Genomic DNA, 20,344 nt, shown 5'->3' on the forward strand with positions numbered 1-20,344 from the left:
GGTCCGGACGCGTCCGCTCCTGACACCGAACCGTCGTAACCTATTAGGCCGGGCTATGCAATGAAGGTGATATGACATCGGTTCCCCGTCGAGAGGCGTTTCGGTACGGGTTCTACCTATTCTCGTACTGGCTCGTGTTGCTGGCCGTCTGCGCCGCGCTGGTGGCCGGCGGCGGCTGGTTGCTCTCCGAACAGGTGCAAAACGGGAGCGTCGGCGCGAACGAGGACGGCGCGCTCGCGGCGGTCGGTGGCTTCGCCGCGGTGCTCGGCGTCCTCGTCTTCGGCGCCGGACAGACGGGCATCGCGTACAAACTCGTCGCCGACGGGACGATAGCCGGCGTGGCCCACGCGGTGCCGGCCGACGCAGAGTCCACGACGGGCGCCGAGGAAGGAGACCACTCGGCGAACGCCGGCAGTGAGGGGGCCGCGGCGGGCGCCGCCGACAGCGACGGCGATCCGCTCCAGTCGGGTGCGACCGACGAATCGGGCGTCGACCGGCCCGAACCCGAACCGCGGACGCCGCGTGAATCCACGGCGCGGACCGGCCCGGCGTCCGTCGAGCCCTCCGAGCCGGCGCCGTCGTCGGCCGGCCAGGAGCCGTCCGAGCCGGAACCGACGCCTGCGGACGGGGAGCCCGCGACCGAGGGCGCGGTGGTCCGCGGCGGAACGGCCACCGAGAACGCCGTCTCCGACGCGAACGACGAGAGACGGGAGGCGCCGTCGCTCGAACCGGAGGAGACGACCGCCGACGAGTCCGACGGTCTCGCCGCGGGATCGACCGCTGCCGCGGGCGAGGGCGATTCGGACGAGACCGATAGCCCGTGGAGTCCGGACAAGGAACCCGCTCAGCGCGGCGATTCGGAAACTGGCGCAGCCTCGACGGACCCGACCGGGGACTCGACCGAACGGACGACGGACGTCGGTTCGACGGTGGATTCGGCCGCGGACGGCTCGATGGGAGACCCGTCGGGCGACGGCTCGATCGCCGAAGGGGGGCTGGCGGACGACAGCGCCGCGGCCGGGTCCGCGGTCGACGACTCGCCGGGAGACGGGTCGCAGAACCGCGACTCGGCGGCAGACGCTTCGGCGGCGGACGAACCGGCCGAATCACCGGAGGACGTCGCGAACGACAGCGAGATCGCGGAGGAACTGGGATTCGGCCAGGGTGGCGGCCCGGCCCACCGCGAGGAGACCGACGCCGAATCGACGGCGACGGACGGGACAGAGCTGGACGAGCCTGTCGCGGACGACGTCAGGACCGACCGCGACGCGTTCGTGCCAGCGGCGGGCGACGCCGGCGAGGACGTCGCGGATTCGTCCGCGGAGGGTGCCGGGGCGTCCACGGCCGAATCGACGGCCGAGGGGGCCGTGGATGGTCGATCGGGAGACAGCTCCGACGGCCAGTCCGGGGCGGGTGCGGACGACGGCACTGCCCCGCATGCGCCCGACGGCGAAGCGGCGGACGACCCACTGGCCTCCGACGATGAAGCCTCGGACGACCCCCTGGCGCCCGACTCCGACGGCGGAGCCGACCCGCTGGCCCCCGATACCCACGGAGAAACCGATCCACTGGTGTCGGACACGGACGGGGAGGCGGATCGGTCGGACTCCGGGTCGCCCGGGGAATCGGACCCGCTGGCGTCGGGACCCGACGAGAGTGCGGACCCGCTGGCATCCGGCGACGAGGATGGAAGGGATCCGTTAGCTCCGAACGACGAGGACGGCGAGGATCCGCTTGCCCCCAACGACGGGGCGACGGACCCGCTCGCGCCGAACACGGGCGACTCGACGCCGTCGAGTACGGGAGACGCAGTGCCGGCCGACGACGACGCGGGCGGGGACCTGTCCGCGGCGGACGAAGACGCAGGGAGCGAAGACGCTGGGGACGGAGACGCGGACGAGGGTGGAAACGCAGCGGCGGCCGCGCTCGCGGGCGACGACGCGGAGGACGAGGACGGCGGCGCCGGCGGTTGGACGACGGGGCCCGGTCACGTCGGCGACGAGGAGTGACAGGTTTCGGAGACGAGTCGCACGCTTTTTAAAACCTCGCCGTATAGGTAGAGATAACCGAGTATACGGCCGCCCGGGTCGCAGTAGGGGCGGCCGGCTGACGCATCGGACGTCGATGCGGACTGGGTTCCGACCGCGCGGGTGACGCGCGGGCTGCGGGACGCTCCCGCGGCCTGCGGGTCGAGAGACCGGCGCGGCCCGGAGCGCGGCAGTCACGCAAGCGTCCACTGTTCGCCGGTCGCCATCGCGCCCGCGGGCGAGCCTTCCTCGGAGTGCAAACCATGGAAATCGAAATCGCAACTATCGGCGGCTACGAGGAAGTCGGCCGCCAGATGACCGCAGTTCGCGCAGGCGACGACGTCGTGGTGTTCGACATGGGCCTCAACCTCTCGAAGGTCCTCATCCACGACAACGTCGAGACCGAACGGATGCACAGCCTCGACCTGATCGACATGGGCGCGATCCCCGACGACCGCGTCATGTCCGATCTGGAAGGTGACGTGAAGGCCATCGTGCCGACGCACGGTCACCTCGACCACATCGGTGCCATCTCCAAGCTGGCCCACCGCTACGACGCACCCATCGTCGCGACGCCGTTCACCATCGAACTGGTCAAACAGCAGATCAAGAGCGAGGAGAAGTTCGGCGTCCAGAACGACCTCCAGAAGATGGAGGCCGGCGAGACGATGAGCATCGGGGACAAGAACGAACTGGAGTTCGTCAACGTCACCCACTCGATCATCGACGCCATCAACCCGGTCCTGCACACGCCCGAGGGGGCCATCGTCTACGGCCTCGACAAGCGCATGGACCACACGCCGGTCATCGGCGACCCCATTGACATGGACCGGTTCCGCGAGATCGGTCGCGAGGGCGAGGGCGTCCTCTGTTACATCGAGGACTGTACGAACGCGGGCAAGAAGGGCCGCACGCCCTCCGAGTCCGTCGCTCGCCGCCACCTCAAAGACGTGATGTACAGCATGGAGGACTACGACGGCGGCATCGTCGCCACGACCTTCAGCTCCCACATCGCGCGGGTCACCTCGCTCGTCGAGTTCGCCGACGACATCGGCCGCCAGCCGGTCCTGCTCGGCCGGTCGATGGAGAAGTACTCCGGCACCGCCGAGCGCCTGGACTTCGTCGACTTCCCGGACGACCTGGGGATGTACGGCCACCGCAAGTCCGTCGACCGTACGTTCAAGCGGATCATGAACGAGGGCAAGGAGAACTTCCTGCCGATCGTGACTGGTCACCAGGGCGAACCGCGCGCGATGCTCACCCGCATGGGCCGCGGCGAGACGCCCTACGAGCTGGACAACGGCGACAAGGTCATCTTCTCGGCGCGGGTCATCCCGGAGCCGACCAACGAGGGCCAGCGCTACCAGTCCGAGAAACTGCTCGGCATGCAGGGCGCGCGCATCTACGACGACATCCACGTCTCCGGCCACCTCAACCGGGAGGGTCACTACGAGATGCTGGACGCGCTCCAGCCCCAGAACGTCATCCCGGCCCACCAGGACATGTCCGGGTTCTCGGAGTACGTCAACCTCTGCGAGAGCCAGGGGTACAAGATGGGTCGCGACCTGCACGTCACGCGCAACGGCAACATGATCCAGCTGGTCGAGTAACATGAGCGGGCAGTCCCAGGCCGCCGTCGAGCGGGCCATCGTCGCGCGCCGAGAGCGCGTCAACGAGGCCATCGCGCAGGAACTCCCCATCGAGCACCCCGAGCGCCTCTACGAGGCGACGCGGTACCTGCTCGACGCGGGCGGGAAACGGCTCCGTCCGACCGTCCTGCTGCTGGTCGCGGAGTCGCTGGCTGACGTCGACCCCGAGGCCGTCGACTACCGGTCGTTCCCGGTCGGCGACGACGCGGTCGACGTGATGAAAGCGGCGGTCAGCGTCGAGGTCATCCAGACGTTCACGCTCATCCACGACGACATCATGGACGACGACAACCTGCGTCGCGGCGTCCCGTCGGTCCACCGCGAGTACGACCTCTCGACGGCGATCCTCGCCGGGGACACGCTCTACTCCGAAGCCTTCCAGCAACTGCTCGAAACCGGCGCCGACCCCGAGAACACCAACGAAGCGGCGCTCGAACTCGCGACCACCTGCACGAAGATCTGCGAGGGCCAGTCGCTCGACATCGACTTCGAGTCGCGCGGCGCCGTCTCCACCGACGAGTACCTCGAGATGGTCGAACTCAAGACCGCGGTGCTGTACGCTGCGAGCGCCGCCATCGCCGCGATGTTGCTCGGCGCCGACGAGGAGACCGTCGACTCGCTGTACGGCTACGGCCTCGACGTCGGCCGGGCCTTCCAGATCCAGGACGACCTGCTCGACCTGACGACGCCGAGCGAGAAACTCGGTAAACAGCGCGGGTCCGACCTCGTCGAGGGCAAGCAGACCCTCATCACGCTCCACGCCCGCGAACAGGGCGTCGACGTGGACGACCTCGTCGAGACCGACTCCGTCGAGGCCGTCGACGAGGCCGAGATCGAGGCCGCCGTCGAGCGCCTCCGCGAGGTCGGCAGTATCGAGTACGCCCGCGAGACCGCCCGGGACCTCATCGCCAGCGGGAAGGACAACCTCCAGGTCCTCCCCGACAACGACTCGCGCGACCGCCTGGAAGACATCGCCGACTACCTCATCGAGCGCGAGTACTAGCTCGCATTCAGGTCGGTCTCTCGATTCTCTCGCTTTCTCCACCTCGCAGGACAGCCGCGGCTGTCGATGCGCGGACGGGTTCGGTCACGTCTCGGTCCACGAATCGAGCCCGTGGGCGTCCTCGAGGAGTTCCCCGAACCGTCGGACGAACCGGGTCGCGGGTGCGCCGTCGACCACGTCGTGGTCGAACGTCACCGTGAGGTGGAGGAACTCGCGGTTCCGGACGTCCCCGTCGACGAGTCGCGGCTGCTCGCCGATGCCGCCGACGGTCACCTGTATCGTGTAGTTCGTCGGGCTGATCGCCCACCCGCCGCCGCGACCGAACATCCCCACGGAGGTCACTGCGACGGTCCCGGCCGTGTCCTTCCAGCGTCGGGGGAACCACTGCGGGAGCCGCCAGACGAGCCGTCGGACGGGTCCGGGGAGCCGGAGCGCCAGTTCGGCCCAGCGCGAGAGGTCCGTGGGGTCTGGCGACTCCTGGGCGGCCCGGATCTCGTCGTGGAGCGACCGTAGTGACCGCCGATTCGCCCCGCGGAGGACGTGCGGGACGCCGATCCGCTCGCCGCGGATCTCCGTCTCGACGAGCACGTTCACGTCGACGTCGTCGAAGACGTGCACCCGCCCCCGCCAGTCGCGATACGCGTTCAGGTCCGGGTGGTCCTCGATGGCGCGCCCGAGACAGTACACGACGAACGCGGTGAACGAGACGTCCTCGCCCTCCTCCGCTTCGATAGCTCGGATGGCGCGTCTCGCTTCGGTGACGTCGATCTCGACGAGGCCGTGGACGTTGCTTCGCCGGCCCGCCGCGCGCATGTAATCGACCGTCCCGCGGCGACGGGGTGAGAACGGTTCGATCCGTTCGCCTTCGTCGTTCATGCCCGACGTAGGTCCGGACGACCCAAACGTCTTGACCCCGCTCCGCTCTCGTCGATGGCGGTGCCACGCCGGCTACGTCGCCGATCCGCCGTCGCCTCCGGGTTCGTCGGTCAGAAGCACTCCCCCCACGCGCGCGCGAGCGCACCGACCCCGAGCGCGACGCAGTAGTAGGTGAGTAGGTTGCCGACCTCCCAGAGGACCGGCCCCGGAACCGGGACGAACGGTTCGACGGCGTAGACCACCCGTTCCGCGACACCGTTGTCGAAGAGGAACAGCGTCACCACGTAGGGAACGACGAACAGCCACCGGACGAGGGGGTTCACGTAGATGTCGACGACGTACTGCAGCGACCACGCGCCCGCGAGGAAGCCGAAGACGGTGAGGACCGCCCGCGATCGATACAGCGGGGTCGTCGCTGCGTCCCGGTCGCTACGATCCCCGTCGTCGACACCACGGGGACCCCCGCCGCGGTCGACACCGTCGCCGTCGTGGCGGTCGACGCCGTCGTGGCGGTCGGCATCTCCGTCGCGCTCGTCTCGCCCGTCGAGATACGCGCCGAGCGTGCGGAGCGACGATGGCTCGCGGCCGAAGGCGGTCACGTCGTTGTCGGCGACGGTGTTGTCGAGGCGAAGCGAGCGGTACTGGTCGGGGCCGAACGGTACGACGGGGACGAATCCGGCCAGCGTCAGACCGACTCGCGCGAGGGCCGTCGGGACGGGGAGGACGACGGTCGACTTCCCCTCGGCGCGGTAGGCCGCGCGGGTCACGTCGGCGAGCGTCAGCACTTCGGGGCCGCCGAGTTCGTACGTCCGGCCGACGTGGCGGTCCTCGGTCGCGCACTCGGCGAGCATCGGCGCGAGGTCGCCGACCCAGATCGGCTGGAAGCGGGTCGCGCCGCCGCCGGGGAGGCCGGTCACGTACGGCGTCGTCAGGAGCTTCGTGAACCCGACGAACTCGCCGCCGTCCCCGAACACCACGGAGGGGCGGACGAGCGTCCAGTCCAGGTCGGAGGCGCGGACGACCTCCTCGGCGGCTCCCTTCGCCCGGAGGTACGCTGTCGAGCCGTCCGGATCGGCACCGAGGGCGCTCATCTGGACGAAGCGGTCGACGCCGGTGTCCTCGGCGACGGCGACGAGGTTCGCGGTGCCGCCGCGGTGGATCCAGTCGTGGGCCTCGCTTCCCCCGTCGGGCTCGAACAGCGGCGAGAGGGCGACGAGGTTGACAACCGCGTCGCGGCCGGCGACCGCAGTCGCGACGGACTCGCGGTCGGTCACGTCGCCCGTGACCGTCTCGACCGCGTCGGGGAGCGACGCGGCGTCGGGATGCCGGGCCATCACGGTCACGTCGTGGCCGCGGTCGGCGAGCGCTCGACAGAGTTCGGTGCCGACGAAGCCGGTGCCGCCGGCGACGAGGACGTTCATACCTCCGGATACGCTGCCTGCCGCCTTCACGACATTCGCTGGCGCCGGCGACAAGGGCTGTCGCGACCGACGAGGGGTGGCGAGGGGTGACCGCGCCCGATCAGAACGGGCCGCGTCCCTCGACTTCGGCCGCCGCGCGGCGGTAGTCCTCGAAGCGGTCGACGGCCCACGCCCGCAGGTCCGGGTCGGTGCCGTCGACGCAGGCCCGGAGGTGGCCGTCCGCGTCGTAGGCGAGGACGAAGGTCCGGTCGTCGGTGACGGTCAGGCCGACGTCGACGGGGTCGTCCGTCTCGTAGAGGGTGACGGAGGGGACGGCGAGGACCGTCTCGAACTTCGGCGGGTTCCGCTCGCGTGCGGCCGCGACGCGGTCGGTGGGGAGGATCAGGTCCGTGCTCGCGCCGCGGCGGACGAGTTCGGCGTGCGGTCGCTCGAAGATGCGCGAGAGCACCGGCGAGAGCATTCGCACGCGGTCGGTGTCGAGCGACCGGACGGCGTCGACGTATCGCGTCACCGGTTCCTGGGGGTGGTCCGGGTCGGCGGTGACGACCGTCGCGTCGGCGAGCCACGCGGGATCGGGCGCCTCGTCGCCGTCGGGGAGGTGTTCGTAGAACCCCGCGAGGTCGTCGATCCGGTCGATCCGGTCCAGACAGTCGGCGTAGGCCTCGCGGACGAGGCGGCCGCGGGTCGTCAGGTGGTAGGCGCCGTCGCGCTTTTCGGCCCAGCCGCGGTCGGCGAACTGCGCGAGGTTGCGCTGGGCGCTCCTGCCGGAGACGCCGAGCGCGTCGGCCACGTCGCGGGGCGCGCACGGCTCCTCGGCGAGGTAGTCGAGGAGGGCGAGCCGGTCGGGCGAGCCGGCGAGGAACGCGACGACCTCCCGTGCCATGTCCGCGGATCCGACTGGGAGGCTGAAAACCCTACCGGCAGACGTGACGCCCCGTCGCCGGCCCAACCCAACGGGATTTTCACCCCCGGAATCGAACGCCCGGGTAATGGACGACGACGTACGCGAGCAGGCCGAGGAGGCCGCCGAGGTGAACGCGCTGTTCAACGCGCTGAAACACGAGAGCGACGCGCAGGTGGGAGCCATCATGGGCCCGCTCATGGGCGAGAATCCCGAGTTCCGCGAATACGGCGACGAGATGGCGGGGGTCCTCGCGCCGGTCGTCGAGCGGGTCAACGGGATGGACGCGGCCGAGAAGCGCGAGCGACTGGCCGAACTCGCCCCGGAGCGGGTCGAGGAGCTCGACGCCGAGGAGGAGGAGGACGACCAGATCCTGCCGGACCTGCCGAACGTCGACGAGTACGACGAGGTGCGGATGCGGCTGGCCCCCAACCCCAACGGACCGTGGCACCTCGGGAGCGCGCGGATGCCGTCGGTCATCGGGACCTACAAGGAGATCTACGACGGGTGGATGCTCTGCCGGTTCGACGACACCGACCCGGAGACCAAGCGGCCGGATCTCGACGCGTACGACGAGATCCTCGACGCCATCGACTATCTCGGGTTCGAACCCGACGAGGTCGTCAAGGCGAGCGACCGGCTCGATATCTACTACGACCACGCGCGGGAACTGATCGACCTCGGCGGCGCCTACACCTGCTCGTGTCCCGGCGAGGAGTTCTCGGACCTGAAGAACGCCGGCGAGCCGTGTCCGCACCGGGACAAGGACGTCGAGACGGTGCGTGAGGAGTTCGAGGCGATGGTCGACGGCGAGTACGACAGCGGCGACCTCGTGTTGCGCGTCAAGAGCGACATCACGCACAAGAACCCGGCGCTGCGGGACTTCGTTGCGTTCCGGATGATCGACACGCCACACCCCCGCGAGGAGGCGGCCGAGTACCGCTGCTGGCCGATGCTGGACTTCCAGAGCGGGATCGACGACCACTTGACGGGGATCACGCACATCGTCCGCGGGATCGACCTGCAGGACTCGGCGAAACGGCAGGCGTTCGTCTACGACTACTTCGGCTGGGAGTACCCGGAGGTCGTCCACTGGGGCCACGTCCAGATCGACGCCTACGACGTGCCGATGAGCACGTCGACCATCATCGAGAAGATCGAGGCCGGGGAGCTAACGGGCTGGGACGACCCGCGCGCGCCCACCATCGCGAGCCTGCGTCGACGCGGGATCCGCGGCGAGGCCATCGTCGACGCGATGGCCGAACTCGGGACGTCCTCGTCGAACGTCGACCTCGCGATGTCGTCGATCTACTCGAACAACCGCGACATCGTCGACGAGGAGACCGATCGGGCCTTCTTCGTCCGCGAAGCGGGGCCAGGGACCGAGGGAGCGGTGGCGCTGCCGATTTCGGGCGGGCCCGACGCGGGCGAACCGCTCGTCCACCCCAATCACGAGGACCGCGGCCGGCGGCACGTCCCTGTCGACGACGAAGTCGTGCTGGAAGCCGGCGACGTGCCCGACGAGGGCGAGCGCGTCTGGCTCAAGGGATTCGGGTGCGTCCGCGCCGGGGACGGCGAACTCGTCGCGACCGGCGACGACCTCGACGTGGTCCGCGAGGGCGACGTCCCGGTGATCCACTGGGCGCCGGCCGGGGGTCCGCGCCTGCGACTGCGGACGATGGACGGCGACGTGACCGGGATCGCCGAACCCGGCGTCGTCGACTACGACGAGGACACGCTGCTCCAGTTCGAGCGCGTCGGATTTGCCCGGCTGGACGACCTGAGCACGGAGCCGGCGGTCGCGTACTACGCGCACCCCTAACGGGTCGACCGCGGAGGGAAGTTGCGCGCCGTAGAGTTGTTGTCTATCCGAACTGTATTTCCGTCAGCCTTCCGTAGCGAACAGTACCGATTCCCAACGGTTGCTGCATGATGTATCATGCTGATCCGCTTTCGGACGCGCCGTATAACACGGGAACGTTGCCTGTATGAGCGTCATCGCCGAGATTAGTATTTCAGCGACGGAGTTCGAGTTGGGACGTATCATGGACGTTTCCCAGTCGGGGACGGTCGAGCTGGAGTCGCTCGTTCCGACCGGGGAGCGAGCGGTGCCGTTCTTCTGGGTCTACGAGGCCGATTTCGACGCCTTCGAGGCGACCGTCACCAGCGACGCGTCAGTGAGCAAGCTCGTCCAGATCGACACCTACGACGACCGCGTCCTCTACACGTTCGAGTGGTCGGTCGAAAACGACGCCGTCTTCCGGTCGATCAGGGAGGTCAACGCCTACATCCTCAACGCGACGGGCAGCGGCGACTCCTGGCGCTTCGAACTGCGTTTTCCCTCCCACGAGGCGATGTCGACGTTCCAGGAGCGCTGTCGCGACGACGGGATCGGGTTCGAGGTGATCCGCGTCTACAATCCGAACGATCCCGACCTCGGGCCGTGGTTCGGACTGACGCAGCGACAGCGCGAGGCCATCGTGCTCGCGGTCGAGAATGGCTACTACGACATCCCGCGGGACTGCACGACCGTCGAACTGGCCGATTCGCTCGGTATCTCCGACCAGGCGGTCACCGAACGCCTCCGCCGGGCGATCGTCAGACTCACTACCAACACCATCCTCACCTCGAAGGAAGACTGATCGGGACGCGGGAACCGGCCGGACCCCAACGGATCGCTGGGAGTGCTTCGCCTGGCCGCCGGCCGACACTTCGGCGGATTCGACGCCTCGAACCGCCGATTCCCTCGCGGTACGGCGGTTCGTCCGGGGCAAGGTTTACGTGGCACGGCGTGGTGCGCCTAGGTACCAATGGCCATCGATCCGGAGTTCGAGAACAACCGAGAGGTCGTCGAGGAACACGAGGGACACCAGGTCTGGGGACCGGTCGAGGAGCCCGAGACGCTCGGAATCCACGGGACGCACGTGGCCGTCGACTTCGACATCTGTCTCGCCGACGGCGCCTGTCTGGAGGACTGTCCGGTCGACGTCTTCGAGTGGGTCGACACGCCGGGCCACCCCGAGAGCGAGATCAAGGCCGACCCGGCCCACGAGGACCAGTGCATCGACTGCATGCTCTGCGTCGACGTCTGCCCCGTCGACGCCATCGACGTCGACCCCGGCCGCGCCGGCCGCATCTGACGCCGTCGGACCGTCGGTGGCCGTGGTGTAACTTTCCGAACAACTGTTTTCGTCGAGCGGCCGTATTGTCTCCGATCGCCCGGCGACTTCGTCACGAGCGACCGCCGACTCCGCTCCGTCGATCCGTCACGAACGCGAGACGCGTCCCGGATTCGGGGATTTCGATGGACGAAAAACTTACCCATTGTCCCTGCGGCTACCAACGTGTGTGATAACACTATGCATAGTGTCGTACTGACGAAAGGCGTCCCCGACTTCAGGGAAGGCCAGGTTTCCTTCGACGAAGACGGTCACCTGGAGCGGGGGAAGACGCCGACGGTGATGAACCCGAACGACAAACACGCGCTCAGGGCGGCACTGCAGACGAAGGTCCGCAAGGGCGGGACCGTCTCGCTGATGAGCATGGGTCCGCCCGGCTACATGGAAGTGCTCCAGGAGGGAATGCGGGACGTCTACGCCGACGATCTGTATCTCCTCTCGGACCGCGAGATGGGCGCCGCGGACACGTGGGCGACCGCGATGACGGCGGCGACCGGCATCCAGAAGCTCGACGAACCGCCGGATCTGGTGTTCGCCGGCTTCAAGACCGCGGACGGGGAGACTGGCCACACTGGCCCCCAGACCGAGTGGTGTCTGGACATGCCGCTGGTCACCCACGTCATCTCCATGGAGATCGACGAGGACGAAGGGACCCTCAGGGCGAAACGACTCGTCGAGGGCGACGTCGAGGAGATCGAGACGGTCGAGGCGCCGCTCCCGGCGTTCGTCGTCGCCGACCCGGAGTTCGAACCTACCTACCGGAGAGCCGAATACCGGCTGAAACACAAGGACCTGCGCGAACAGACACAGGACCGGGCCGCGAAGTTCGGCGAGTACATCGACGACGACTCCGACCTGGACGTGGCCGACTACGACCGCTTCACGATGTGGGACCACGCGGCGCTCAACCTCGACCCCGACTACATCGGGCTCGACGGTTCGCCCACCATCGTCGCCGGCGTCGACCCGATCCCGAAGGCCCCCTCCGAACGGGAGGCCACGGTCGTCGACCCGGCCGACGACGAAGCCATGGAGCGCGTCGTGGACGAACTCGCGCCGTACGCGGGAGGTGACTGACGATGCCGGAGATAGACCCAACCGAACACGAGATAGCCGACCTCGGCCCGAAGATCAAAGACGTCGACGACGCCGACGAGTTGCGGGAGATGCTGGAACTGGAGGAGGGCGGCGAGGACCGCGCGCCGGTCAAGACCCTCATCGAGAGCCGCATCGAGAAACTCGAGGAGGAAGACGGGGAGATCGACCCCGAGACGGTCGACCTGGAGGACCTGACCGTCGCCGACATCGCGAACCTCGTCCGCGATATCGACGACGTCGACGTCCTCGAAGACCTGCTCGAACGCGAGCAGGCGGGACAGGACCGCAAGACCGCGAAGGGACAGATCGAGGACCGCATCGAGTCGGTCCAGGGCAGCGACGACGACGGCGAGGAACTGGAGTACGTCCCGCCCGAGGAGAAACACCCCGACCTCGACCACCCCACCAACGAAAAGCAGTGGGTGGAGAACATCGACGGCGGCGAGTACCGGGACATGTGGGTCTACTGCGAGACCCAGCACGGCGAACTCATCGACGTGTCGATGGAGATGCTCGGGAAGGCTCGCCAGCTGATGGACGAGTACAACGAGGAATATGGTGGCGACGAGGACGGCGAACCGGAGGACGTGGTCGCCGTCCTGATCGGCGACGACGTCGGCGACCTCACCGAGCAGGTCGTCGAGTACGGCGCCGACCGCGTCGTCTACCACGAGGACGACCGGCTGGAGCGATTCCGCCACGAGCCCTACACGGAGATCTTCTGTTCGATGGCACGCGCCGGCGGACAGGTCGCCGACGAGGCCCACGCCGAGGTCGACTGGAAGGACTACGACGAACCGCGCTACACGGTCTTCCCGGCGACGAACAACGGCCGGGACCTCTCGGCGCTCGTGCAGGGCGAACTCGACTCCGGGCTGGCCTCGGACTGCTCGGGGCTGTACATCGAGGACGCGATGATCTCCAACCCCGCGAAGACGGGGAAACCCGGCGACAGCAAGGAGTTCGACCGGATCCTGCACATGAAGCGGCCGGACTTCTCCGGCTTCGAGTACTCGACGATCCTCTGTATCGACAAGCCGTTCCGCGACTTCCACCCGCAGGGCGCCTCGGTCATCCCGGGGAGCTTCGAGATCCCCGAGGCCGACCCCGAACGGGACGGCGAGGTGATCGAGCACGAGATGGATCTCGCCGAGGAGTGGTTCCAGGTCGAGGTGACGGACTTCGACACGCTCGACAGCGGGATCGACCTGACGGGCCACGACGTGGTCGTCGCGATTGGCCGCGGCATCGGCGATTCGCCCACCGAGGGGATCGAACTCGGCCTCGACCTCGTCGAGGCGTTCGACGACGCCGCGTTCGGCCTCTCGCGGGGCGTGATCACCTCCTCGTACAACTTCGAGGGACACGTCGAGCAGTACATCGGCGAGGACCGCCAGATCGGCGAGTCCGGCCAGGTGGTCGAACCGGACGTGTACATCGCCGCGGGCATCTCCGGGGCGATCCAGCACAAGGTCGGGATGGACGAGGCGGACACGATCATCGCGATCAACACCGACCCCGACGCGGACATCCGCGGCTTCTCGGACTACTACATCGAGGGCGACCTCTTCGACGTGCTCCCCCGCTTGACCGAGGCGGTCGAGTCGGGCGAACTGGCGGCGGCACTCGCGGAGGCGAGCGACGACTGAGATGACGACGAAATCGCGTATCGAACGGGACGGAACCGAACGAAGACACCACAGGAGACGACGATGACAGACGACTACGAACACTACGAAGCGGTCGTGGTCGGCGCCGGACCCGGCGGCGCGGCCGCGGCCGCCACGCTGGCACGGAACGGAGTAGAGACGCTGGTCCTCGAACGGGGCGTCGACGCCGGGTCGAAGAACGTCTCCGGCGGGCTCATCTACGCGGAGGAGTCCTCGCCGTACACGATCGACGACCTGTTCCCCGACTTCCGCGCGGAGGCGAGCGACCGCGCGGTCACCGACCACTACATCCACAACATCGCCGGGCGGAACGTGAAGACGTTCGACCTCGGCGACCTGCACCACCACGACACCGAGTGGGCCGACGCGGTCCTGCGGCGGAAGATGGACTCGTGGCTCGCCCGCGAGGTCCACGAGATGACCCGCGAGACGGGCGGCGGCCTCCTCACCGAGGTCCGCGTGAACGGCCTCCTCCGCGAGGGCGCCGAGATCGTCGGCGTGACGTGTGACGAACTCGACCCCATCAGGGCCGACGTGATCATCGCCGCCGACGGCGTCAACTCAGAGCTGGCCCGCGACGCGGGCCTGATGGACTGGGAGGAGCCCGACGAGTGGTTCCAGGGCGTCAAGGCGGTCGCGCAGATGCCCGAGGGCGCCATCGAGGACCGCTTCGACGTCGACGAGGGCGAGGGCGTCGCCCACCTGTTCTCGGGCGACCTCTTCCAGGACGTCCGCGGCGGCGGCTTCCTCTACACGAACGACCAGTCGCTGTCCATCGGGACGGTGTTCCACCTCGACTCCATCGCGAACGAGCGCGCCGAACCGCAGGAGCTGCTCGACAACCTGCTGACCCACCCGCTCCTCGCGGACTGGCTCGGCGACGAGTACACCGAACTGGAGTACTCCGCCAAACTCGTCCCCGACTCGAAGAAGGTGGCCCACCCGTCGCCGTACCGCGACCGGCTCCTCGTCGTCGGGGACGCCGCCGGGCAGATGCAGGCCCAGGGACCGATCATCAAGGGCATGAACCACGCCGTCACGGCGGGCGCGCTCGCCGCGGAGGCGTTCGTCGACGCCAAGTCCCGCGGCGACACGGGTGCGGCGGGCGAGCGCTACGTGACGAAGCTGGAGAACGAGGGCGTGATGGACAAACTCCGGCCGACGCGGTACAAGACGCTGGGTCGACTCGGCGAGGTCGGTCCCGTCGCCTCGGCGATGAACGCCGTGACCGACTCCGTGGTCGGCCGCACGGCCATCTCCGCGCTCGGCGACCGGGCCGAGTCGCTGTTCAACTCCCCGTTCCTCATGGGGATGCTCCCCGACACGCGGATGGGCTACGTCACCGTCCCGACCGTGATCGCCGAGGAACTGGGCGCGCCCGTCGAGGGCGAGTCGACGGTCGAACCGCCGGAACTCGACGACCGGATCGGGGAGTTGACCTACGACATCGACGAGGGCAACCCCCACATCGAACTCCGGGACAACTCCTTCGCCGCCAGTGGGACGGCCGTGACGGCCTGTCCGGTCAGCGCGAAGGACTTCGGTGGCGGCTGCTACCGCGACGAGTTCGTCGGGACGAACGGGTCCGAGGAGCACGTCGTGAGCCTCGACACCCAGCCGTGCGTCGAGTGCGGCACCTGCGCCGTCGTCGCCGACACGAACTGGACGCACCCCCGCGGCGGCAAGGGCGTCGAGTACAAAGAGGGCTGAACCCCACTCGCCTCGTCCCATGCCTTCACAGTACCGCGACCGCATCGACGACCTCGCCGCCGACGCCGCGAGCGCCCGCGAGACGTTCGATCCGCCCGCCGACCCGCCGGACGCGGAGCGCGCGATGCGCTTCTGCCGGGAGGGCGTCGGCGAGGCCGTCGCCGTCTACGTGGACGCACGCACCGGCGACTGGGACCGGTTCGGCGAGGAGGAGTTCGCCCGCCTGGAACGGGCGATGAACGACTACCTCGAACTGTACGCTCGCTGCTACGGCGTCGAACTCGACGCCGAGTACTCCGTCAGGACCGCCGCCGAGGCGCTCGTCGACACGCACAACGTCGCCGACGTCGCCCGCATCCTGACGAGCGTCCCCGACCGCTCCGCCGAGCGCTGACCGAGCCTGACTGTCGATCGATTCTGGGAACCGTCCACGGCCGACCGCCCGACGGCGACGGATCTGTCTTGATAAACCGTGACAAATGCTAAGTATCGTGGCGTGGTACCGATGCTCATGGAACTCACGGCAGAGCTCTCGTTCGACCACGACGACCGGCGAGACATCTACGACTACGTCGAGCGCCACGGGTCGGTGAAGCCGGGGAAGGCCCGGCGCGCCCTGGAGATGGAACCGCGCGCGTTCGGCCACCACGTCGCCATCCTCAAACGCGACGGCGTCCTCCTGGAGTCGGAAGGGGAGTTGCGCATCGCCTACGAGGACGAACCCCAGGAGGAGTTCAGTTCGGACGGCGTGCAGGTGACGATCCGGCGGGCTCGCGAGGAAGACCTGACCGGGCTCGTGGGGGTCATCCGCCAGGCCATCGGCGACGGGACGTACGTCGACGCGGAGACGGTGGCCGACGTCGTCGACCACGAGGAGGTGCTCCTGCGGCACAACGAACTCCAGTCGCGGGTGTTCTTCGTCGCCACCGTCGAGGACGACGTCGTCGGCTGGGTGAACCTCAACACGAACGAGACGGAGAAACTCGACCACACGGCCGAACTCACCGTGGGCGTCCTCGAACAGTACCGCGGGCACGGCATCGGGAGCGAACTGCTCGAACGCGGCCTCGAGTGGGCCACGGACAACGGGTACGAGAAGATCTACAACAGCGTCCCCGACTCGAACGAGTCGGCCATCGAGTTCCTCAAGTCCCACGGCTGGGAGGTCGAGGCGGTCCGCGAGGACCACTACAAGTACGACGGCGAGTACCTCGACGAGGTCATGCTCGCGACGACTCCCTGACGACCGCCCAGATCCGAGGAGTCGCCGCTCGTTTCCGGCGTCGACGGTGTGGCCCCTGGTAAGCCACCGGGGTCTTTTTTAAACCGCTCTCACGAATTCTAGCGCGATGACGGGTTGCGACGAGAGTGACGGTATCGACACGGCCTTCGAGTTGCTCGCCGACCGACGACGGCGCGCGGTGATCGAGGTGCTTCGGACGGCGCCCCACGGGTCGCTCGAACTCCCGGCGCTCGTCGAGGGCGTCGCGTCGAAGACGGACGACGACCCGGACGAACTGGCGCCGGCGCTCTACCACACCCACCTCCCGAAACTCGACGACGCCGGCGTGATCGACTTCGACGGTGAGCGCGGCGTCGTCGACTACGACTCGGCGCCGCTCCTCGAACGATGTCTGGACGTCGCCGAGACGTACCGCACGGGCCAGTGGGCCCGTCGGTGCTCGAAGTAGGACCGACCGCTCGGGCCGACCTTTCTGCCCGGCCCTCTCAGGGCCAGGCGTCCTCGTGCCCGTCGAGCGGGTCGGCGACGACGCCGTCCTGTCTGGCGATCACTCTCGCGTGTCCCGCACAGACGAGGCGGTTGTCCGCCCACGGGACGTGCAACTCGACGACAGCCTCGGCGTCGCAGTCGTCCTCCGCGCACTCGACCATGCGTCACTTACGGGCGCCGCGAGGAGAGTCTTTCCCGCCGACGGTGTGCAGGCGGTCCGCTCACAGGAGGAAGACGCCGACCATCGCGACGAGGACGCCGGCCGTGAGCAGCACCTGGAGGACGCTGGAGGTGAGCATGCCGAGGAGCGTCACGCCCGCCGCGCGGGCGCTCGGTTCGAGTTCGCCGCCGTCGGCGAGTTCGAGCAGGAAGACCGTCCCCGCGGTCCCGAGCAGGAAGCCCACCGGGCCGAACGCGAGGCCGACGAGGCCCACGAGCGTGGCGATGACGGTCGTTCGGAGCGACGCGCCCCCGGCCTTCGCGGAGACGGCGCCCGCCAGCCAGTCCGTCAGGACGGCGACGAGGGCGACGAAGATCACGCCCGAGAGGACGAGGAGGTTCGGCTCGGAGAACCCCGACCCCCACCAGTAGACGAGGACGCCGGACAGCGAGAGGATCCCGCCGGGGACCAGCGGCGTGACGCTGCCGACGACGCCGGCGATCAGCAGGACGAACGCGACGATCACGAGCAGGTCGACGGGGAGGGCGCCGACTGCGGGGAGTTGCATCATTCGAATCGCTCCAGTTCCGCCTCCACGTTGGCGTCCCCGAACCGTGAAAGCAGCGGTCGCACCGCCTCCCCCAGCGCCCGCATGCACTGCCCGAGCGAGTGAAAGCCCAGTTCGTCGGCGACCGCCTCCCAGGTGTGACCCTGGAGGGCTTTCCGGACGAGCAGGCGCTCCTGTCGCGGGTTCAACAGGGGCTCGTCGTCGCCCCCGGCTCCGGCGTCGACCAGGTACCGGACGGTCAGCCGGCGGAGCGGCCGCGGCGAGGTGTCGAAGATGCCCGCGCCGGCCGTCATGCCGACGAGGAGGCGCCACTCCCACGCCGAGAGGTCGAGGGCGGGGGCCACGTCGGCGCTCCGGAGCGCGGCGCGGACCACGTCGGGGTCCGCGTCGTCGAGCGGGTCCGACAGCATCGCGCCGACGCGGTCGGCGAACCACCGGCCGTGCCGCGCGGCGAGGTCCCGCCCGGCGTCGCTGGTCGGGACGAGCATCACCGCGGAGTACTCGCCGCTCGACTCGTTGCGCGTCGTCGAGAGGTGGACCGTCGAGAAGTCGCTCGCCCGCCAGAACCGCAGGAGTTCGGGCGTCGCCCCGTAGCCGGTGCCCAGCCAGTCGACGTCGTCGGCGAACTCGTCGCGGACCTCCGAGAGCAGGCGCGAGCCCAGCCCGCGCGAACGGACGGCGTGGTGCGTGGCGATGCGGAGGACGCGCAGTCCCTCGGGGACGGCCGCCTCCTCGTCGCGCAACTGGCTGGTCAGCACGTCCGGGATCATGTTCCCCCGGACGCGGCCGCCCTCGTACATGTGCGACCGCAGGTCGGCGGGGAGGTTCCCCTCGCGTGCGAGCAGGGCCACGGAGACGACGTGTCCCTCGAACGTGAGCGCCCGGACGGCGACGTTCGGCGCGTCGAGCAGGCGGGCGAGGTCGTCGGGTTCGGTCCGGTAGTGGGCGGCGACGAGCAGCCCGAACACCTCGCGGAGCAGGTGTTCGTCGGCGAGCAGGTCGGCGGCGTCGAACGCGCGGTAGGCGATCGAGTCCGGGTCCGCGTCGGGGTCGGCATCGGCGACGAGCGGGTCGACGGCTGGTCCGGCGTCGAGCAGGAGCGCGCGGAACGCCCACACCTCGACGGGGTCCCCGGCGGCGTAGCGGATCGGGTCCGTCATCGAGACGTCGCGGACCGCGACGTCGCTCTCGGCGAGGCGGTCGCGGAACCGGACGGAGAAGCCGCGGCCCGCGCCCTCGTAGCCGTGGACGGTCGTCGTGAACGCCACCGCGGGCGCGTCGAGGAACCGTTCGAGGAGGCGGACCGGGAGCGCGGCCGCCTCGTCCACGACGACGGCGTCGGGGCCGTCGGGGAGTTCGGCGGCTTTCGCGGGTTTCTCGAACCGGACGCGGCCGCCCGCGCCATCGGTGGTTTCCAGCAGTTCGGGGTCGGACTCCTCGGTGTCTCCGGCGAGCGCGTCGGCGGCCGCGAGCACCTCCTGCGCTCGCGCGAACACTTCGGCCGCGCCCCGGTACTGCGGCGCGGTGACGAGCACGTCGCGGCCCTCGAGCGCGAGTGCGCCCGCGGCGAGGCCGGCGGCGCTGGACTTCCCGCGACCCCGGTCGGCCTCGACGACGACCGCGTTCTCCGGGTCGCGGAGGGCTTCGAGCCCCTCCACGGCCGCGACCTGGTCGTCAGTGAGACACCGCTCGTACACGTCGACGGGGAAGGCGGGGGCGTCGGGGACGGTCGGTGGATCCGGCGGGAGCCGCGGTGCCGGGTCGGTGCGACCGTCTCGCCGGACGGTCGGGTCGTCGGTTCCCTCGCCGACGTCCACGATCGCGATCCCCGGGTGGACGCGAAGGAGCTCGACCAGTCGCGTCCGGAAGTTGCCGGCCACGTCCGCCGCGTCGAACGGCGGGACGGCGAGGGTCTCGTCGAAGGCGTCGCGGCGCTCGGGCCACGAATCGAGCGGCGGGACGCAGAGGACCAGCAGGCCGCCGCCGTCCACGGCGCCGACGGCGCGGCCGAGAGCGTTCGGGCGACACTCCTCGTGGCAGTCCAGCACGAGCGCGGCGTGGGTGGTGCCGAGGAGGTCCCCGGCACGGGCCTGTGGAACTCGCTCCCAGGGCGTGTCGTCGGACTCGCCGACGTACGTCACGGCCGGGGCGTCGACGTCGGCGGCATTCAGGGCGGCGGCGGCGGCTTCGCGGGTGGCGGGCCCCTCGCCGGCGAGGACGAGGAGGCGGCGCTCGTCGGTGGCGCGGGCTTCCTCGCGGAGCGCGCTCGCGACGCGACCGACGGTCATGGCTGTGGGTCCGCCGGCGAGCGGCAAAGAACCGCCGATCGGATTCAAGTTCGCCGGACTCC

17 protein-coding genes and 1 pseudogene are annotated in these 20,344 nt (G+C 69.3%); 12 read left to right on the forward strand and 6 right to left on the reverse strand.

Features of this window, described 5'->3' with window-relative positions:
• Positions 1-71 precede the first annotated feature (71 nt).
• The 3 genes from ACMGFE_RS04225 (at position 72) to idsA3 (ending at position 4,679) form a co-directional block, all read left to right on the forward strand.
• Positions 72-2,009 carry a hypothetical protein gene (locus ACMGFE_RS04225; protein WP_436923836.1) on the forward strand — a complete coding sequence of 646 codons (1,938 nt, stop codon included), beginning with the start codon at positions 72-74 and terminating at the stop codon, positions 2,007-2,009.
• Between the two features lie 281 nt (positions 2,010-2,290).
• Positions 2,291-3,637 carry an RNase J family beta-CASP ribonuclease gene (locus tag ACMGFE_RS04230; protein ID WP_436923837.1) on the forward strand — a complete coding sequence of 449 codons (1,347 nt, stop codon included), beginning with the start codon at positions 2,291-2,293 and terminating at the stop codon, positions 3,635-3,637.
• Between the two features lies 1 nt (position 3,638).
• Positions 3,639-4,679, forward strand: a complete 1,041-nt coding sequence (gene idsA3 / locus ACMGFE_RS04235; RefSeq protein ID WP_436923838.1) for a geranylfarnesyl diphosphate synthase — start codon at positions 3,639-3,641, stop codon at positions 4,677-4,679.
• An 84-nt stretch (positions 4,680-4,763) separates the two neighbouring features.
• On the opposite strand, the gene ACMGFE_RS04240 is transcribed toward idsA3, so the two are convergent.
• From ACMGFE_RS04240 to ACMGFE_RS04250, 3 genes and pseudogenes are all read right to left on the reverse strand, one after another.
• Positions 4,764-5,555, reverse strand: a complete 792-nt coding sequence (locus tag ACMGFE_RS04240; RefSeq protein WP_436923839.1) for a 2-oxo acid dehydrogenase subunit E2 — start codon at positions 5,553-5,555, stop codon at positions 4,764-4,766.
• Positions 5,556-6,100: 545 nt separating this feature from the next.
• Positions 6,101-6,976: pseudogene (locus ACMGFE_RS04245) on the reverse strand (complex I NDUFA9 subunit family protein); the annotation flags it as partial.
• Positions 6,977-7,076: 100 nt separating this feature from the next.
• Positions 7,077-7,859: a helix-turn-helix transcriptional regulator gene (locus ACMGFE_RS04250; RefSeq protein ID WP_436923840.1), complete on the reverse strand. Its 783-nt coding sequence runs from the start codon at positions 7,857-7,859 to the stop codon at positions 7,077-7,079.
• Positions 7,860-7,965: 106 nt separating this feature from the next.
• On the opposite strand from ACMGFE_RS04250, the gene ACMGFE_RS04255 reads away from it, so the two are divergent.
• From ACMGFE_RS04255 to ACMGFE_RS04295, 9 genes are all read left to right on the forward strand, one after another.
• A complete protein-coding gene (locus ACMGFE_RS04255) occupies positions 7,966-9,699 on the forward strand; it encodes a glutamate--tRNA ligase (protein ID WP_436923841.1) in 1,734 nt (577 codons plus the stop codon).
• A gap of 166 nt (positions 9,700-9,865) precedes the next feature.
• Positions 9,866-10,519, forward strand: coding sequence for a helix-turn-helix domain-containing protein (locus ACMGFE_RS04260; protein WP_436923842.1), 654 nt, complete (start codon positions 9,866-9,868; stop codon positions 10,517-10,519).
• 168 nt (positions 10,520-10,687) lie between these two features.
• Entirely contained in the window at positions 10,688-11,017 is a 330-nt protein-coding gene (locus ACMGFE_RS04265; RefSeq protein WP_436923843.1) for a 4Fe-4S dicluster domain-containing protein, read from the forward strand.
• Positions 11,018-11,236: 219 nt separating this feature from the next.
• On the forward strand, positions 11,237-12,133 hold the full coding sequence (locus ACMGFE_RS04270; RefSeq protein WP_436923844.1) for an electron transfer flavoprotein subunit beta/FixA family protein: 897 nt from the start codon (positions 11,237-11,239) through the stop codon (positions 12,131-12,133).
• 2 nt (positions 12,134-12,135) lie between these two features.
• Positions 12,136-13,803, forward strand: a complete 1,668-nt coding sequence (locus ACMGFE_RS04275) for an electron transfer flavoprotein subunit alpha/FixB family protein (protein ID WP_436923845.1) — start codon at positions 12,136-12,138, stop codon at positions 13,801-13,803.
• 63 nt (positions 13,804-13,866) lie between these two features.
• Positions 13,867-15,534 (forward strand): FAD-dependent monooxygenase, encoded by a 1,668-nt coding sequence (locus tag ACMGFE_RS04280; protein ID WP_436923846.1) that lies wholly within the window; start codon positions 13,867-13,869, stop codon positions 15,532-15,534.
• Between the two features lie 19 nt (positions 15,535-15,553).
• Entirely contained in the window at positions 15,554-15,928 is a 375-nt protein-coding gene (locus tag ACMGFE_RS04285; RefSeq protein WP_436923847.1) for a DUF8055 family protein, read from the forward strand.
• A gap of 117 nt (positions 15,929-16,045) precedes the next feature.
• Entirely contained in the window at positions 16,046-16,777 is a 732-nt protein-coding gene (locus tag ACMGFE_RS04290; RefSeq protein WP_436923848.1) for a GNAT family N-acetyltransferase, read from the forward strand.
• A 106-nt stretch (positions 16,778-16,883) separates the two neighbouring features.
• Positions 16,884-17,225 carry a DUF7344 domain-containing protein gene (locus ACMGFE_RS04295; protein WP_436923849.1) on the forward strand — a complete coding sequence of 114 codons (342 nt, stop codon included), beginning with the start codon at positions 16,884-16,886 and terminating at the stop codon, positions 17,223-17,225.
• Positions 17,226-17,262: 37 nt separating this feature from the next.
• Here ACMGFE_RS04295 and ACMGFE_RS04300 read toward each other — a convergent pair whose 3' ends face one another.
• The 3 genes from ACMGFE_RS04300 to tmcA are packed head-to-tail and all read right to left on the reverse strand — an operon-like array spanning position 17,263 to position 20,282.
• Positions 17,263-17,427, reverse strand: a complete 165-nt coding sequence (locus tag ACMGFE_RS04300) for a DUF8014 family protein (RefSeq protein WP_436923850.1) — start codon at positions 17,425-17,427, stop codon at positions 17,263-17,265.
• Positions 17,428-17,487: 60 nt separating this feature from the next.
• The gene (locus ACMGFE_RS04305) at positions 17,488-17,994 is read right to left on the reverse strand and encodes a DUF456 domain-containing protein (protein ID WP_436923851.1); all 507 of its coding nucleotides are present in this window, start codon (positions 17,992-17,994) and stop codon (positions 17,488-17,490) included.
• Positions 17,994-20,282, reverse strand: a complete 2,289-nt coding sequence (gene tmcA / locus ACMGFE_RS04310) for a tRNA(Met) cytidine acetyltransferase TmcA (RefSeq protein WP_436923852.1) — start codon at positions 20,280-20,282, stop codon at positions 17,994-17,996. Before tmcA ends, ACMGFE_RS04305 begins: the two co-directional genes overlap by 1 nt.
• Positions 20,283-20,344 lie beyond the last annotated feature (62 nt).

Origin of the sequence: Halosimplex amylolyticum, assembly GCF_051414035.1 — an archaeon.
Classification (GTDB): domain Archaea; phylum Halobacteriota; class Halobacteria; order Halobacteriales; family Haloarculaceae; genus Halosimplex; species Halosimplex amylolyticum.